At 43.4% G+C, this 16,119-nt stretch carries 16 protein-coding genes; 15 read left to right on the forward strand and 1 reads right to left on the reverse strand.

Features of this window, described 5'->3' with window-relative positions; translation table 11 throughout:
- The first annotated feature begins 3 nt into the window (after window positions 1-3).
- The 9 genes from Q8W40_RS19345 to Q8W40_RS19385 all read left to right on the forward strand — a co-directional run bounded on the left by Q8W40_RS19345 (window position 4) and on the right by Q8W40_RS19385 (window position 8,463).
- The gene (locus Q8W40_RS19345; protein ID WP_305399512.1) at window positions 4-1,200 is read left to right on the forward strand and encodes an AAA family ATPase; all 1,197 of its coding nucleotides are present in this window, start codon (window positions 4-6) and stop codon (window positions 1,198-1,200) included.
- Between the two features lie 11 nt (window positions 1,201-1,211).
- Window positions 1,212-2,477: a CpaF family protein gene (locus tag Q8W40_RS19350; protein ID WP_305399514.1), complete on the forward strand. Its 1,266-nt coding sequence runs from the start codon at window positions 1,212-1,214 to the stop codon at window positions 2,475-2,477.
- Window positions 2,474-3,385, forward strand: coding sequence for a type II secretion system F family protein (locus tag Q8W40_RS19355; protein WP_305399516.1), 912 nt, complete (start codon window positions 2,474-2,476; stop codon window positions 3,383-3,385). The genes Q8W40_RS19350 and Q8W40_RS19355 overlap by 4 nt, the downstream gene beginning before the upstream one ends.
- Complete coding sequence (locus tag Q8W40_RS19360) at window positions 3,385-4,257, forward strand: type II secretion system F family protein (RefSeq protein ID WP_126607523.1); 873 nt, start codon at window positions 3,385-3,387, stop codon at window positions 4,255-4,257. The genes Q8W40_RS19355 and Q8W40_RS19360 overlap by 1 nt, the downstream gene beginning before the upstream one ends.
- Window positions 4,250-5,437, forward strand: coding sequence for a tetratricopeptide repeat protein (locus tag Q8W40_RS19365; RefSeq protein WP_305399518.1), 1,188 nt, complete (start codon window positions 4,250-4,252; stop codon window positions 5,435-5,437). Before Q8W40_RS19360 ends, Q8W40_RS19365 begins: the two co-directional genes overlap by 8 nt.
- A 12-nt stretch (window positions 5,438-5,449) precedes the next feature.
- Window positions 5,450-5,992, forward strand: a complete 543-nt coding sequence (locus Q8W40_RS19370; RefSeq protein ID WP_305399520.1) for a TadE/TadG family type IV pilus assembly protein — start codon at window positions 5,450-5,452, stop codon at window positions 5,990-5,992.
- Window positions 5,985-6,551, forward strand: coding sequence for a tight adherence pilus pseudopilin TadF (gene tadF, locus Q8W40_RS19375; protein WP_101113706.1), 567 nt, complete (start codon window positions 5,985-5,987; stop codon window positions 6,549-6,551). Before Q8W40_RS19370 ends, tadF begins: the two co-directional genes overlap by 8 nt.
- Window positions 6,552-6,622: 71 nt before the next feature.
- Window positions 6,623-7,897 (forward strand): TadE/TadG family type IV pilus assembly protein, encoded by a 1,275-nt coding sequence (locus Q8W40_RS19380; protein WP_305399523.1) that lies wholly within the window; start codon window positions 6,623-6,625, stop codon window positions 7,895-7,897.
- A complete protein-coding gene (locus tag Q8W40_RS19385; RefSeq protein ID WP_305399525.1) occupies window positions 7,894-8,463 on the forward strand; it encodes an OmpA family protein in 570 nt (189 codons plus the stop codon). Before Q8W40_RS19380 ends, Q8W40_RS19385 begins: the two co-directional genes overlap by 4 nt.
- Window positions 8,464-8,518: 55 nt before the next feature.
- Here Q8W40_RS19385 and Q8W40_RS19390 read toward each other — a convergent pair whose 3' ends face one another.
- Window positions 8,519-8,866, reverse strand: a complete 348-nt coding sequence (locus tag Q8W40_RS19390; RefSeq protein WP_101113709.1) for a hypothetical protein — start codon at window positions 8,864-8,866, stop codon at window positions 8,519-8,521.
- 204 nt (window positions 8,867-9,070) lie between these two features.
- Here Q8W40_RS19390 and Q8W40_RS19395 point away from each other — a divergent pair, with 204 nt between their 5' ends.
- The 6 genes from Q8W40_RS19395 to Q8W40_RS19420 all read left to right on the forward strand — a co-directional run bounded on the left by Q8W40_RS19395 (window position 9,071) and on the right by Q8W40_RS19420 (window position 16,118).
- The gene (locus Q8W40_RS19395) at window positions 9,071-10,405 is read left to right on the forward strand and encodes a MipA/OmpV family protein (RefSeq protein ID WP_370693406.1); all 1,335 of its coding nucleotides are present in this window, start codon (window positions 9,071-9,073) and stop codon (window positions 10,403-10,405) included.
- A gap of 594 nt (window positions 10,406-10,999) precedes the next feature.
- Complete coding sequence (locus tag Q8W40_RS19400) at window positions 11,000-11,731, forward strand: FadR/GntR family transcriptional regulator (protein WP_305399528.1); 732 nt, start codon at window positions 11,000-11,002, stop codon at window positions 11,729-11,731.
- 6 nt (window positions 11,732-11,737) lie between these two features.
- A complete protein-coding gene (locus Q8W40_RS19405) occupies window positions 11,738-12,826 on the forward strand; it encodes an ABC transporter ATP-binding protein (protein ID WP_305399530.1) in 1,089 nt (362 codons plus the stop codon).
- A gap of 75 nt (window positions 12,827-12,901) precedes the next feature.
- Window positions 12,902-14,248, forward strand: a complete 1,347-nt coding sequence (locus tag Q8W40_RS19410; RefSeq protein ID WP_305399532.1) for an extracellular solute-binding protein — start codon at window positions 12,902-12,904, stop codon at window positions 14,246-14,248.
- An 80-nt stretch (window positions 14,249-14,328) separates the two neighbouring features.
- Window positions 14,329-15,246 (forward strand): carbohydrate ABC transporter permease, encoded by a 918-nt coding sequence (locus Q8W40_RS19415; RefSeq protein WP_305399534.1) that lies wholly within the window; start codon window positions 14,329-14,331, stop codon window positions 15,244-15,246.
- The gene (locus tag Q8W40_RS19420) at window positions 15,246-16,118 is read left to right on the forward strand and encodes a carbohydrate ABC transporter permease (protein ID WP_101113715.1); all 873 of its coding nucleotides are present in this window, start codon (window positions 15,246-15,248) and stop codon (window positions 16,116-16,118) included. Before Q8W40_RS19415 ends, Q8W40_RS19420 begins: the two co-directional genes overlap by 1 nt.
- Window position 16,119: the final 1 nt, after the last annotated feature.

Consider the following 16,119-nt stretch of genomic DNA (forward strand, 5'->3'; position numbering starts at 1 on the left):
GCGATGGATTTAAATAACTTATTTAAAACCTCGGCGTCCCCAAAAAAAGCCGTATCCGAGTTTTCCGATTTACTGGTTTCCGACGACGCAGAGTTTGTTCAGTCGGTAAGGGACTTGTATGCGATAGAAGGGTTTCCACCGCCAATTGAAATGCCGGAATTGACCAGCCAATCCAACATGAATTTAGGTAAGCAGAAAATCAAACACGTGGTGTTGGATTTTCGTCAGTCGACCAATGTCGTTGAAGAAATCAGCGACATTACTACTAAGTTGGATGTTGGTATTCGCATTATTGCCATCAGCAATTCGGATTCCATTCGTTTAAAAAACCGTGTGCAGGCTCTAGGGGCAGACTACGTTTTGTGGGATGAAAACCTCCAAGATCTGCTGAATGCCGTGAGCGTATCTGAATCTGCAACCGGATCATTGGTGAATAAAACCCGTGTTGCAAAACGCGTTCTTCTGCTTTCTTGCAAAGGCGGAATTGGGCTCTCGACCATATCTTCATTGGTGGCGTACGGATTATCTTCCGAAGCGCAATTAAAAACGCTGCTGGTGGATCACGACTCTGGTGCGTTTACCTCGGATATCTTTCTCGGTATGAAAGGGGTAAAGCCAAGGCACAACAGCATCGAATTGAACCAGAGAGACATAGACAGTGCCATCGCTCAAACCTATGTCTCGAAGGTAGACGATAAGCTCGACTACCTGATTCTCGAAAAAACCACCGCTTGTGTCGGAGACCATGCCTCTACACTGCATAACCTTTCCTATCAGCTTGAAAGCAATTACAACTTTATTGTGGATTCTGTGCCACTGACGTCTTTTGAAGAAGTGCACGATCAAGACTTGAGTGAAAAATATCACCGTATTTACCTGATCTGCGATCCGTCTGTGGCGGCATTGCGCGCCTATAACATTATTAAGAAAAAGATGGGCAAATCGGCTCACCAAGTGTTGTTCATTCAAAATCGCCCTGCGAAAGACTACATGGTGCCTCTAGAGAACGCGAAAGAACGGGTTAAGCGGAAAGAAGCGCTTTCTTTTGCCTACGAATCGGGCTTGGAAAAGTTATTGATTCAGCAGGGAATGAAAGCAGTGATGAAAAGTAAATTCTCTTTGCCAGTCGTTGAAATGGTGAAAGAACTCACCGGAAAAAACATCCGCCCTAAATCCAAATTTTCTTTGTTCAAGAAATAAGCGAGGGGTAGATGAGCCAGTTTAATAAAATCTACATAGAGCTAAGAGACGAAATCTTTGATGCGTTAGACGCGTCAACCTTAGTGGAAATAAGTAACGAAGAGCTGGAAGCCCAGCTTAAAGAAACCGTTAACCTGCTTATCGACAGGCGAGGGTTGCAGGTGTCCAATTCTCAGCGCATTGAGTTAGTGAAAGCGTTACTTGCAGAGCTAAAAGGGCTGGGACCACTGCAAACCTTGCTCGATAACGATGACATTTCAGACATTATGATCAACGGGCCGCACAATATCTTTATCGAGATTGGCGGCAAAGTTCAGAAGTCGCCGATTCAGTTCGTTAACGAAAAACAACTCAGCACCATTGCAAAACGAATTGCCTCAAATGTAGGGCGTCGAATCGATGAATCCAAGCCGCTTTGTGATGCGCGTTTAGAAGACGGCAGCCGTGTCAATATCGTCATTCCCCCACTTGCGATAGACGGCACCTCCATTTCTATCCGTAAATTCAAACAGCATAAAATAAAACTCGAAAACTTGGTGGAATTCGGCGCTCTCTCCATCGAAATGGCAAAGCTTTTGTCCATTGCCAGCCATTGCAAATGCAATGTGTTGATTTCTGGTGGTACGGGTTCGGGTAAAACCACATTGCTCAACGCACTATCGGGCTACATCGGTGAAACAGAACGTATCGTCACCATTGAGGATGCGGCGGAACTGCAATTGCAGCAGCCGCATATCGTTCGTCTAGAAACTCGCCAAGCCAGTGTTGAAGGAACGGGTGAAATCACCGCTCGCGACTTGGTGATTAACTCCCTGCGTATGCGACCAGACAGGATCATTGTAGGTGAATGCCGTGGCGGTGAGGCGTTTGAAATGCTTCAAGCGATGAACACGGGTCACGATGGATCGATGTCGACGCTTCACGCCAACACGCCAAGGGATGCGGTTGCTCGAACAGAAAGCATGGTGATGATGGCAACGGCAAGTTTACCTATTCAGGCGATCCGACGCACCATTGTGAGCGCGGTGGATTTGATTGTGCAGGTTAAGCGCTTGCACGATGGCAGCAGAAAAGTGCTCTACATCTCCGAAGTGGTTGGGTTGGAAGGCGATAGCGTGGTGATGGAAGACATCTTCCGGTTCGAGAACAAAGGCACATTGGAAGATGGAAAAATCGATGGTGAGTTCCGCTCTCCAGGTTTATCTAAACGTTCTATTGTGTACGAACGAGCGCAGTTTTTCGGCTTAGAGGGCGCATTAGAGGAGCTGTTCTCATGATGTGGTTGTTCGCCATTTGGTGCGTGGTTGCCATTGTGTTTTGGTTCCAACATAAGAAAACCAGCCGAAAAGTGACCGCACTTATCGATCAAGAAACAGAGTTCGATGGGATAGAAGGTGTCAAAACGGTCATCGATATGGATCGGTTTGAAACCAGTGTTTGGATCCAAGTGAAGTTCATCTTCAAGAAGCTGAAAAAACTGTTGGAACCCAATATACCTAAAAAAATAGTGCTGTTTTTGCTGATCAGTGGAGCACTTATTTATGCGGTTAACTTGTTCTTATTCAGCCAAGATTTTCTGGTCTGTTTAGCGATAGGGCAGCCTATTTTGTTCATCGTATTTCTGTTCAAACTCAGTGACATTAAAGAAGAAAAATTCAAAAGTGACTTTCCAGACGCGCTGAATATTTTGTCGGGTGCCATCGCTGCTGGGCAAAGTATCATTCACGCATTTGAGTACGTGGGCGAAAAGCTGGATAACGAAGTAGGGCGTGAATTCAAATTCATGGCAGAACGCTTACTGATTGGTGAAGACCCAGACGATGTATTGTCACGCAGCGCGACCACCTTCCCATACGTGGAGTACTTCTTTTTTATTTCGACCATTCGAATCAACCTGAGCCGAGGCGGTCAGCTTAAAAACGTGATCAACAAAATCAACCGAATCATGTTTGAATCACGAGCGATGGAAAAAAAGAAAAATGCTTTAACGTCTGAAGCGCGATCTTCAGCAAAAATAGTGGCGTGCTTGCCGATCATTTTTCTTCTCATTCTGAGATTCACCAGCCCAGAAAACTATAACTTCGTAATGTTTGAAGAAGGTGGAAAACCCATTTTTTATTACGTTCTGATCAGTGAGTTTATTGGCTTTTTCTGTATCTCCATGATTTTGCGTGGAGTGAACTGATGGATCTACGCACCACTATTTTCTTAGCTTTCGCGCTTGCTGTCTCCCTTATCTTTGCTTGGTTTCTTATCAAGATGTGGGATTCGTTGGTTGCTAAGTTCTATACCAGTCAAATCATCGGTTCGACCAAAGAAGAAAAACGGCAATTGGCGATCATGAATCGGTTGGTGGAAGCATTCAGTTTCAACCATGAAGAAAACCGACAAAAACTGATTGCCGCAGGGATTTACAATGAGTTTGTCGCCAAAAGTTACTACCTGTTTAAGTTCATTCCGTTTCTATTGGTGTTTTTAAGCACGCTTTACGGGTTCTTTATTGGGGACCTCGATTTTGCTGAATTCTTCATGATAGCGGGGGTGGCTTTAGTTCTATTTTTGATTGGACCGGATACCTATGTGGCGGCACGAGCGAAAAAAAACGTCAAGCACATTAGTTCACGATTGCCGTTTTTACTTGATCTGATGAATGTCTGTGTTCACACCGGCATGACCATCGAGTCTACCTTGGAATTCCTGAGTAACGAAATCGCAACGGTGGATGAAAATTTGGCTTTTGTGTTAAGGCGTACCACCGAGCGAGCAAGGGTGGTAGGGCTGGAAAAGGCGTTGGCGGAGTTTTATGACATTGTTCCTACAACCGAAGCGCAGAGTTTTGTAATGACACTGACTCAGAGTTTGCAGTATGGCTCGTCTGTCGGACCGGTACTCGCGACATTGGCAACAGACATACGTGAAATCAACATGATGGATCTCGAAGAAAAGATAGGAAAAATGGGTGCCAAAATGTCCATACCACTTATCACGTTCATCATGGTTCCCATTGTTGTGCTGATTGCTGCCCCTGGAATTTTAAGGATGTTTTCAAATGGCTAATGAAAGACGGGCTATCAAATTTTGGACCAATGTAAAGTGCGCTTTATTACTCTCACTTGCTTTAACTGGCTGTGCGTCCACCAACGGTGAGTTGGATACCAAAGAGGACTTGTTGTTGAGAACCAACGACAAGACGCAACTGGTGGAGTTTTATAAAGCCAATATTAAAGAAAATGACGAATTCAAAATCAAGCTAGTGAATGTGTATATCGACTTGAAAGACACGTCTTCAGCGGAGCTTTATCTCAATACGTTCGATGAGTCTGAAAAAGACGAGCCTGAAGTGATGCTAGCCAAAGCTGAAATTGCTTACCTGAAGCGTGGTTTCGCAGAAAGTGAACAGTGGCTAGAGCGTTATCTGGATGAAGGTGGTGACAAATATCAGCATCACATTCTTATGGGAAAAATCAAAGCTCAACAGAGGCAATACGGGGCGGCAATTGAGTATTTTGAACAGAGTAGAAAGCTCGGAGCGTCGGATAGAGAAGCGAAAAATAGCATTGCCGTTGTGAACCTCATGCAGGGGCAATACGAAGATGCGATGACCATGCTTTACGACTTATATCTCGATCAACCAAACGATGAAAAAGTGCGTTCAAATTTAATCTTGGCATCTGTGAATGCGAACCGACCGGATATTGCCTTAGATGCACTTCGAGAAAAATACCCTGAAGAAGAGGCAAGAACGCAACTGACCAAATTGATGAAATCGGTGAAAAAGAAACCTGCGCCCAAAATGGTTCGCTCGTCTTCCGCCAAGACTCAAACTCGTTCAACCAGCGCCGCAACTCGGCCTGTCAATCAATCGCGTTATGCGGAGGAAAGTGCGGTGTATAAACCACAAACCCAACTACAAACTGCCGCTATGGCGGTCGACCACGCTGGAAACCATCAACCAGTCGCTAGCAAGATGGTATTCAACCCGCAAAACCTCAAACCTAAAGCACCGTCGATTTACCGAATCCAAGTATTGGCGACGTATAAAGCGATTTCGAGTGAATACCTGAATTATCTGCGTACGAATTATGGAACAGTTTACGCGTATTCCCATAACCTTTGGAAACGCTACTGCATTGGTGAGTTTAGCTCCATTGAAGAAGCGAAAGCGTACCTAAACCGAATGAAGGTGAAAGGGGCGTTTGTTGTGGATTACACAAAAAATCGACACATAGAGCTGTAGGTAATCTTAACTATGTCGATTGGAAAATCACAACTTAGGAAGCAAAAAGGGGTCATCAGTGTAGAGGCTGCCTTTGGTTTACCGATTTTACTTTTAATGGTGCTGACATGGTTTGAACTGTGTTTGATGGTTTACGCCATTGCGGTGACTGATCACGCCATCACGCGAGCAGTATCTGATACTAAAAAATTGGGTAGGGCAGATGCCATTAGCACGATCAACTATGACAGAGCCATTCGGTCTGCGATTCGTCGAAGTGGGGGTATTTTTCTTCCCGCGGTCATTGATAGCCAATCGATTCGGTCTCGTATTCACTACATCGATGGCTATCAAACGCTCGTCCGTTGCAGTACATCCGTTAGAGAGATTTCATCTTGCTCGGGGGTGTCCTCTGAACCCAAAAACAAAGCGTTAGCACTTTACGAAGTCGCCTTTGAGTATTCACCTGTTTTTAACTTGCTACTGCCATCCATTGAAATGCGCCGTGAAGTAATGGCAATTCAGGAATATGAGCGATGTACCTTTAAGTTAGGTCAAGGAGGCTCGTGTGCTTAGACGTTCTTCCAATTCAAATGTGCAGCGCGGCGCTTTTACCATCGAGCTTGCTTTGGTGTTGGTGTTTGTGACGGGCTTTTTTGTTATGCAGGTGAACTTTCTCGTTGCCACTGCCAAAAAAGGGCAAATGGATCGGCTCGCGTATTCACTCGTGTCAGTGATGTCTGAGCGACGAGAGCTGTTCCGTGACGAAGGCGACATATGTCGGTATGCAGGGGAATGCGAGCTGCTGGCGGCAGAATTATACGCCGTGGGCATTTCGGCAATGAATCGGATGTCGAATCAGTTTGACTCGAATAAATTTGGCATTCGAATTGAGGAGCTGGTGGTTTATCCCGACCGACAAGTTTACGCGATGCGTGAAGTAGGGTGGGTAACAGGGTGCAGTTTTACTCCGCTAAGAGAAGTGGACAAGATTATCCCAACCACGTCTCGAAACCGTAAGTTGCCCGTTTACAAAGTGTCACTCTGTTACCGCACGCCCTTTAACCTCTTGGGTGCGAGTAAAGGCGAGCTGCTTAATGTTGTTACGTCTGCCTTTTCGTTTGCGAGGATTTAGCTATGTCTATACAGAACATATGTTCAACGAATCAGCGTTCAAAGAGCCAGCGCTCAATGAAAAGGGGAACGATGAATAAGCAAAAAGGGGCAGCGTTTTTGATTTTCATGTGCTGTCTGCCGTTTATGTTTGGCATGTTGGCATTGGCAATGCAAACCACGCAACAGTTGCACGCGCACGCCAAGTTAAGTGAGGCGACAGAAGTGGCAAGCCTTGGGTTAATTTCATCTTCTACCGGAAATAATGCCCCGGACACGGAGCTGGCGTCTCGAATCGTCAATCATTATATGCCGTTTAACGACGGTGACGTAGCAGTATCGATTGTCGATACGCGCTGCGATTACGATACAGGGTGTGTGCAGGACGCTGGGGAGATTTCTCCTTTTGCCGATTTTGTCGTGACGGCGACAACCGAACACAACTCTTGGATCAGCTACAGCAGTTTGGGCCTAAAACCAAAATTTAAGATTTCTGGTGCGTCGACAAGCCGAAAGTACCTACCTAAGCCGGTAGATATCTATTTTGTTGTCGATTTTAGTGGGTCAATGAATGAACGCTTTTCAGCAAGCCCAGGGCGAGGCAGTAAACTCGCCACAGTGAAAAATACCATTAATTTAATATTGGATGACCTTGAAAACTTCAACCGATTCAATAGCCATAAAAGCCGCGTTGCTCTTGTGGGGTACAACCACTTCAACTATCAAAAAATCAATGGTAGACGCGAAGTGTTCGAACATGTGGTTTTACAAAGAGTGAACGATTCAATTGTCCATCGTAACGACAAAAAAAATCCCCTAATTATCAGTCCCGAGCTTGAACGACATAACTATCGCCCGAGGCGACTGTTCCACGATATTGATCTAACCGACGATTACAGCGGGTTCAGCAATGAGTTTAAAGCGTTTAAAGCGGGTGGCTTTACTCATTCATGGCAGGGTTTACTCCGTGTGGCCGAACTCTCGAATAGCCAAGAAGAGTACAACCCTCAACAAGTTATCATCGTCCTATCCGATGGTGAGGATACCGAGAGGCCTTGGGCAATTCATAGCCCAGATGGCAGCTGGCGGAAAACACGGATACTCAAAGAGTTCACAAAATATGGGCTCTGCAGAAACATGGTGTCGGATTTAGAAAGCAAGACAGACCGCTTTGGGGAACCTATTTCTGTCACCTTTGGTGTGATAGGTATCGATTTTGAAATGAACCAAGCTGTGAATGGCTTTTTTGATTGCGTGGGGGAAGACAACGTCCTTCATGCCAAAAATGGTAGCGATGTTTATAAGCATATTTTAAACCTGTTGAATGAAGAGACAGGGCGACTGAAAGGAAATGAGGGCTCACTATGAGAGTAATGGCGTTTGGCGTACTTTTGCTGTTATCAGGGCAAGCCGCAGCGAATTGTTTGGCGGAAGAAAATGTATATTTAAAAACGACTCGTGTGCTAGCGAACAATCACTTGGGCACGCAGCAATCGGGTCAATTACTTAGTCATCACGTTACGCAACCAGAAAAACCGGTGTTCGTGAGTGAAGATAGCGTTACGGAACAATTTTCGGTGAGCGATGAGTGTATTTATGACCGCATTTCCCAGACATTGGTTTTGAATTACGCCTTCGACAAAGACAAACTCAGTGACGAACATAAACACATATTATTGGACTACATCAATTTGTTGGATAGCAGTGTTTCCATTGCTGTAGAAGGACACGCTGATGAAGTCGGCACGGACGAATACAACAAAGGGTTATCACAACGACGCGCGCGAAACGTTGCGACTTTCTTAAAGAAAACCTTCGGAAAAGAAAAGCAGGTAGATTTGCGTGCTTACGGCGAAACAGCGCCAATATGTGAACAAATAGAGAACAAAGTGAAAGGGTGCAACCGTCGTGTCGTATTAACCGTTCAGACTTGAACTAGGATGAACCCCAAATTTGAGCTTCGAACATTTCAGATGCGCAGTTAACGCATCAATCAACGTCTTCTTCTAGAATTTCGATCACTTCAGATGAAGAGCGTTCATGCCCAATAAGAAACAGAGCAAGGAACGCTTCTGTTTTCATATTCGAGTCACCTTCTTCCTCAACAATGGTACGAATCTTATCTCGTAGCATTGAGATCTCATGCTCGACAAAACCGCGACCTTCTTCATCGCCGCCTTGGTCAGCAGGCTGATGGTCGAAATGTAAGAACAGAAGATCGTCATCAAGCTTGGTTGTGAGTAAACGTTCTGGTAACCACTCTTCTCCCGTCACAACTTGGGGATCGTTGTTATCGGAGAATTTACTTAATATTTGCAATAATTCAGATACTTTCACAATGATTCGTTATACTGTACGCCTCTACTAAGTGTAGCGGCAATTTTGCGTGAATCTTAAAGTAATTTCTCTGATTTTACTACGATTGTTGACCAGTAACTCAATAAAACTCTAAGTCAGAGTGATTAAACGCTGGATCTAGCATCTTAAGGTTACCCAGGTACAAATGTTCAATGTTTTAATAAATTGAGGTGCTCGATTTCTATGCATGCTTCAACCCACCTGACTCCAACTGTTTTGCTTTTGGGTGCGATGACTTTCCCTTCGATAGCTTCAGAAGAAAAGGTAAAAGAACAAGAATGGGGCGTAGCGATGGCCTACCGAGGTGCATCCATTGTTTACAACCTTCCCGGTGAATCTGATTCTTCAGTATCGACATTTGTTCCTCTTTTCTATTACAACGGCGAAAGTGCCTACTTAGATGGCTTAGAAGGTGGTGTGCACCTCTACAAGCAGGATGATTATCAAGTCAATCTGTTCTCTCGCCTTCGATTTGTCGACTTACCCGCCTCGCAACAAAACCGTTATGGTGGTCATTCGTTTGATTTGGGTGTCCAGTATCGTCATTTCTTCCAAGACTCTGATTGGTATGTTGATGCTGAACTGATGAGCGACGATGACGCACGCTTGTTCGGTAATGTGCGTGCGACGGCGAAAAGCTCGACCGAAAATTGGGATTTCAAACCCAGCGCAGAGCTAAGAATCAAATCAGACAGCTATAACTCCTATTACTACGGAGCCAGTGGTTTAGAAGGTTCCCCCGGTTTTGGTAAGCAGATTGGCGGTGGTGTTGAGTTTAAAGTGGGTTTCGAAACTCGTTATCGTGTTGCATCTAACTTGTACTTATTAGGCAGTGCTTATGCAACGATGCTTGACGACAACGCCTACGACAACATCGCAGTAAAAGAGCGATGGGGTCAGGAGTACTTTGTCGGATTCGGTTTCTTTAACGACAAGAATACCACCTCTCGATCTGACATTACCACGCGCCCGTATCTTCGTGTCGCACAAGGGTTTGCCACACCTTCAGATATGGGTGACATATTCAAGTTTAAGGGTGAACCAGATGAAAACGGCAACAAGATGACCTCGTTTTTCTACGGTCATCCATTAACCGATGAACTCTTTGGTGCCCCCATTGATATTTACTTAACTCCAGGCGCTGCTTGGCACTGGAGCAGCTCTACTCAAAGTGCTAGCCCTGAGTACGTCATTGCGGTGAAAGCGTATTACACCTTTGAATGGCCATTTCGTTGGAAATTTGGAGCGGCGGAAGGGATTTCTTATGTTCAAAATATTACCTACATTGAAAGCAGTGAGCTAGAAGGTAAATACGAGAACATGAGTAATTTGATGAACTATTTGGATATCTCATTCGACTTCAATGTTGGTGATATGGTCGGTAAACCTGAATGGGGCCATCTTTGGATTGGGTATGGTTTACACCACCGTTCTTCAATATTTGAAAAGGCCTCGCAGTTCGGTCGGATTAAAGGCGGCAGTAATTACAACACGGTGTATCTGCAATACGATTTCTAGATAAGCTCGTTTTCGCAAGATAAAAACGTGTTTGAATCACAAAAACGTGTTTGAAAAGTAAAAAACGAGGCGAATTATTGCCTCGTTTTTCTTTTTATTCAGATTGACCATACCAGTTTCAAATTCCTCGCATTCAAGAGGGAACCACGCAAAACTCTAATCATTAATAGTGTTACTTTCTTTATTAAGTGATTTATATCAAACGCTTACTAGTATCATTTCTCTTTCGAAATTGTCTGATCTCATCTTGGATTTCCATAACCTCCTATCTGAACCCATTGGAATTCGTCCATATTAAATGCAACCAAGTCCATATGGGTGGTGCAACTGGTTGCTTTTTTGGTATTAAAACCAGACCAAAATAATGAGATTGAGTGACAATAATGCATCTGTTTTTGATAACTTCGTCAACAAAGTGAGCAAAAAACAAACTGGTCTGGTTGAATAAAGACCAGTTTGTCGATTAATCTAAGTGTAGTTAACGATTTGGTCACAAAATTCAAACATCCGTTAACTATGGTAATAAAAAAACTGGTACTGAATAAATACCAAAATTGAAAATGAACGTAGTAAGCGATGAAGGATCAATAAATTATGTCCGATGACTTTAATGATACGCCCAATTACAGCTCGGACGTCTCTAGGCTTACGCTTAAGTCACAAATAGCAGACAAACTGAGCGCTTTAATTGCGTCAAAAATGATTGAAGAAGGAGAGGCGTTACCTTCTGAGCGAGAACTTGCCAAATCGTATGACGTGAGTAGAGAAACAATACGTGGTGCATTGGGGATTCTTAGTGAACGCGGGTTGATCACGGTTTCTCGTGGACGAAAAAGCATTGTGACCAAGGGATCCACAGAAATAATTCAATCTTCCAACATAGTGGAAGACATCCAGAATTATGATGCTTTTACCGTAGTAGAAACAAGGAAAGTAATAGAGTCGGCGATTCTGCGCTCTGCGGCAATAAACATTAAAGATGAAGATATCGAGAAACTGTCTTCTCTTATTGAATACCAAGAAACGGTTTTAGATGATCACATCGCTTTCCAAGTATCGGATAAAGAATTTCACACAGTTATCTATCAGGCTTGCCGAAATACTTTGTTGTCGAAAATAGCAATCGATGTCTATTCCTATGCGCTTGAGCACCGAACGGCAGCACTGGCAGAGGAAAAGTCGACGGTGAGAAGCCTTCGAGAACACCACCAAATTCTAAGATCATTGAAAAGCCACGACCCAGACGCCGCAGAACGTTCCATATTGGGGCATGTTGATAGCATCTTCAAATCAACACTTATTATGCAAAATAAGGACAACGAGTAACGGATTATGCCTGTAATAACTTTGAATAAACTAACAAAAAGATATCAGTCTACTGAAGTGATCCATCAGATCGACTTAGTGATGGAAGACAATGAGTTTACCGTATTCGTTGGTCCATCTGGTTGTGGTAAATCGACCACGCTAAGAATGATCGCAGGTCTAGAAACGGTAAGTGATGGTGAGATAACAATGGATGAGCGAGAGATATCGAACCTTGAACCCATTGATCGAGACATTGCAATGGTATTCCAAGATTATGCACTGTATCCGCACATGGATGTCTATAAAAACATGTCTTTCGCATTGAGGTTAGCTAAGCATCCGAAAAGTGACATTAAAAAACGCGTAACGGAAGCGGCAGAAATGCTCGGGCTTACTGAGTATTTGTACCGAAAACCTGCCGAGTTATCTGGTGGGCAAAGGCAGCGTGTCGCAATGGGAAGAGCCTTGGTTAGAAACTCATCGACACTATTGATGGATGAGCCTCTGTCAAATTTGGACGCAAAGCTTCGGGGGCAAATGCGTGCAGAATTGGCAATGATGAGCAAAAATATAAAGAAGAACATTATCTACGTTACGCATGATCAGATCGAAGCGATGACTCTCGCTGATCGCATTGTTGTGATGAAAGATGGTTATATTCAACAGCATGGAACCCCCAGAGAACTTTTTGAAAAGCCAAGTAATAAATTCGTTGCGGGCTTTATGGGAATGCCACCCATGAACTTCTTAAATATGACCGTTGAAGAAATTGACGGGAAACTATACGCACTCGGTTCGGATTTTAAACTTGAGCTACCTCAATTAAGCCCGGGTGCAGAATTACCAAGGTCTGGAGAGATTATTGTCGGTATTCGACCTTCTGCTTTATTCACGACCGATTCTGATGAATTAGAAAATATCATTACATTTACTATTAATGTTAATGAATATATTGGAAATCAAACGGTTTTGATTTCTGATGTCCAAGAAAAGCGATTCATGGTTGAAGTGGATTCATTAAATGAATTCAATGCCGGTGAAACCGTAAGATTTAAAGTAAAGCCTGAAGATATATATATATTTGATAAGCAATCAGAAGAAGCTATTTACTAATAATAATAACTACAGAAATAATCATATAACGTAAATTGGAACATAAATTTAATTCTCTTGCTCTTAGGAGGCAAAATGATTACGTATCTAAAAAGGATTTTTGGAAAAAAAACACTGACAGCAATAGCTGTTAGTACAATCACAACATTCTCTTATGCGAGTCCATACGACGAATATAAAGATACGACGTTGGTTGTGAATTTTCCAGCACACCCACATTACAATGCGGTAATGAAGGTATTACCTGAATTCACGAAAGAAACAGGTATAAAAGTTGAAGTAGACCAACTTCAATATCTTCGTATGCGTGAAAAGCAAACGCTGGAATTAACAAAAAGAAAAGGCGATTACGATCTCATCGCGTACGTTGTTTTTTCAAAAGCGGACTATGTTTATGCCGATCAACTTGAAAACTTAGCAAGATATTTCATGAATCCATCGCTTGCTGACCCTAACTTTGACGCAGAAGATTTAGTCGATGGCTATGTGTCCAATATTGGCGTAGCAGGGGGTAAGAAAGGCTATCTAAAAGGGCCTACTGGTTCACTGTTTGGTTTACCGTTTGGTGCTGAAACCTCTATCTTGGGTTACCGAAAAGATATCTTTGATAAACACAATCTTAAGGTGCCTCAAAACTATAAAGAACTGCTGTCTTTGGCGTGTGAAATTCCAAAATTAGAACCTGGAATGGGTGGCCTAGCGTCTCGCGCTGCTTCTGGTCACCATGCATCGCATGCGTTTCTTTTGCACTTAGCGCCGCTTGGTGGTCGTATCTTTGATGACCAATGGAAGCCAATTGTAAACAACGCGCAAGGCGTTGAAGCAGCGCAAGCACTGAAAACGATTGTTGAATGTGGCGCAGAAGGCTCTAAAACATTTGGTTTTGCTGAAGCTGGAACCTCTTTCTTACAGGGCAATTCTGCAATGTTCCTTGACTCTACTGTATTCGCTGGACAAGTGAATGATCCGACGAAGTCGAAGGTGGTAGGTAAAATTGGCTGGGCACCGCACCCTATGGGTGTTCGCAAAGGCTCTCAAACCGGTGGCTTTGGTATCGGTATTCCTAAAAACGCACAAAATAAGGAAGCGGCCTTCCTATTGATGCAGTGGCTGACTTCTAAGAAAGTCGACAAGCTGATTGCGCTAGCGGGCGGAAACCCTTCTCGTTACTCAACTCACTTTGATGAGGAAGTGAACAAGAAATTCCCTCACATGGCTACGTTTGGTGAAGCACTTAAAAATGCCGATCCGGATTGGCGTCCAATTATTCCAGTGTGGGGAAAAATTAACTCAGATTTAGGTACAGCTTTATCGAAAGTACTGACTGAAGATCTGGATATTCAAAAAGCGTTAGACGGCGTTGCTGAACGAGCAGAAAAAATAATGGCTGATGCCAACTATTATTCTTGGAATGAGAAATAAATAGTGAATAGGGCTGCATCTCGTCGCAGTAATTCAATGGCGAGATGCACCTAAATCTGTACAACCTTGGTGTGTTTTAAATGAAATCTATTAATCTAAATCGCATGACCCCTTATTTATTTTTGGCTCCTGCGGGTATTGTTCTATTGTTTGGGCTTCTTTACCCAATAATATATATGATGTATGCGAGTTTTTTAGAATGGAACCCAAGCCAATTAATTAGCGAGGCAGATTGGGTTGGTTTTAAAAATTATATCAATTTATTCCAAGATGAATCTTTTCGTGAATCTCTCGGCGTAACTTTAAAGTTTGCTTTTATTGTCGTCGTTTTAGAAATGTTTATTGGTGTTGGTCTTGCATTATTGCTTGATAGAAATATTCGCGGAATGTCTCTATTAAGAACGATTTTTATATTACCAATGATGATTGCACCTATCGTTGTTGGGTTAATGTGGCGTTATATGTATCACCCAACGATTGGGGTATTTAACAGAACATTAAATGCACTTGGATTTGAATCTGTCCCTTGGTTATCTGATTCGAGTTGGGCACTTTATTCAATTGTAATCGCCGATATTTGGCAGTGGACTCCTTTTATTTTTATTTTGTCTCTTGCTGCATTGCAATCACTGCCGAAGTCGACATTAGAAGCATCCAAAATTGATGGCGCAACGCAATGGCAGCAAATTTTATACATCAAGATACCTCTAATGCTGCCGGTGCTAATTGTGACTTTACTGCTTAGGTTGATAGACGCATTTAAAGTCCTCGAAGTTGTTTTAGTCATGACAAATGGTGGTCCTGGATTATCAACCGAAATTCTCGCGCTGAGAATCTCTCGAACGGCGTCTGAGTTTAGGGAGCTAGGTGTGGCAGCAGCGATGTCGAACCTTCTGTTGGCTGTGCTCCTTTTCCTAACACTGGCCATGTTTATCTACAACAAAATTAACGAAAAAAGAATCGAGAAACAGGCGTTTGCGAATAAGGATGAAGAGTAATGAGCAAACTAAACGAAAGTAAGCAAAACCCAGCATTTTATGCCTTGTTGGTTGCTTTGATAGTGATGTCACTTGGTCCAATCATGCTGATGGTGATGACGTCGTTCAAACTGAATGTCGACATCATGAATGACAGCAGTGGGTTGTTTTTTACTCCCACACTGAAAAATTATGAAACAGTACTGTGTGATGTGCTGTGGTATACGCCCGATCATGTTGATTTTTGTAGCCCAACGTTCACACGTTCGCTCGGGAACTCAATTTTCATCGCGCTAGTTTCGACGGTGATTACGCTGACCATCGGTTGTATGGCTGCGTATGCGTTGGTTCGTTTCAGATTCATGGGACGTGGTGTGGTTTCTTTAACAACGCTGATGATGCGTATGGTTCCGCCTGCTGTTCTATTGGTTCCTGTGTTTGGGATCTGGACGTTTGATTATGGGTTAGACGGTACATTTACCGGAATCATACTTCTTTACGTTGCGATGAATTTACCGTTCGTGATTTGGATTTTACAGAGTTTTATTGTGCAGGTGCCTTTACCTCTCGAGGAAGCGGCCAAAGTGGATGGGGCGAGACCGCTGCAAATATTCTTTTTGGTGGTATTGCCTATTATCAAGCCGGGTCTAGCGGCGGCAGCCATCTTTACGTTTCGAATTGCATGGAATGAGTTCTTGTTGGCCAACGCTCTGTTGCAACGTGATACCCGTACCGTGCCCGTTACCATCGTTAATTCATTAACGGAATACGACATCGATTGGGGTGTGATTATGGCGACAGGAATGTTGCTTGCGGTACCGCCAATCATATTCACCTTTGTTGCATCCAAGCAAATTATTACAGGTATGACTGCTGGCGCTGTGAAAGGTTAAT

This window comes from Vibrio penaeicida, assembly GCF_030689305.1.
GTDB classification, from domain to species: domain Bacteria; phylum Pseudomonadota; class Gammaproteobacteria; order Enterobacterales; family Vibrionaceae; genus Vibrio; species Vibrio penaeicida_B.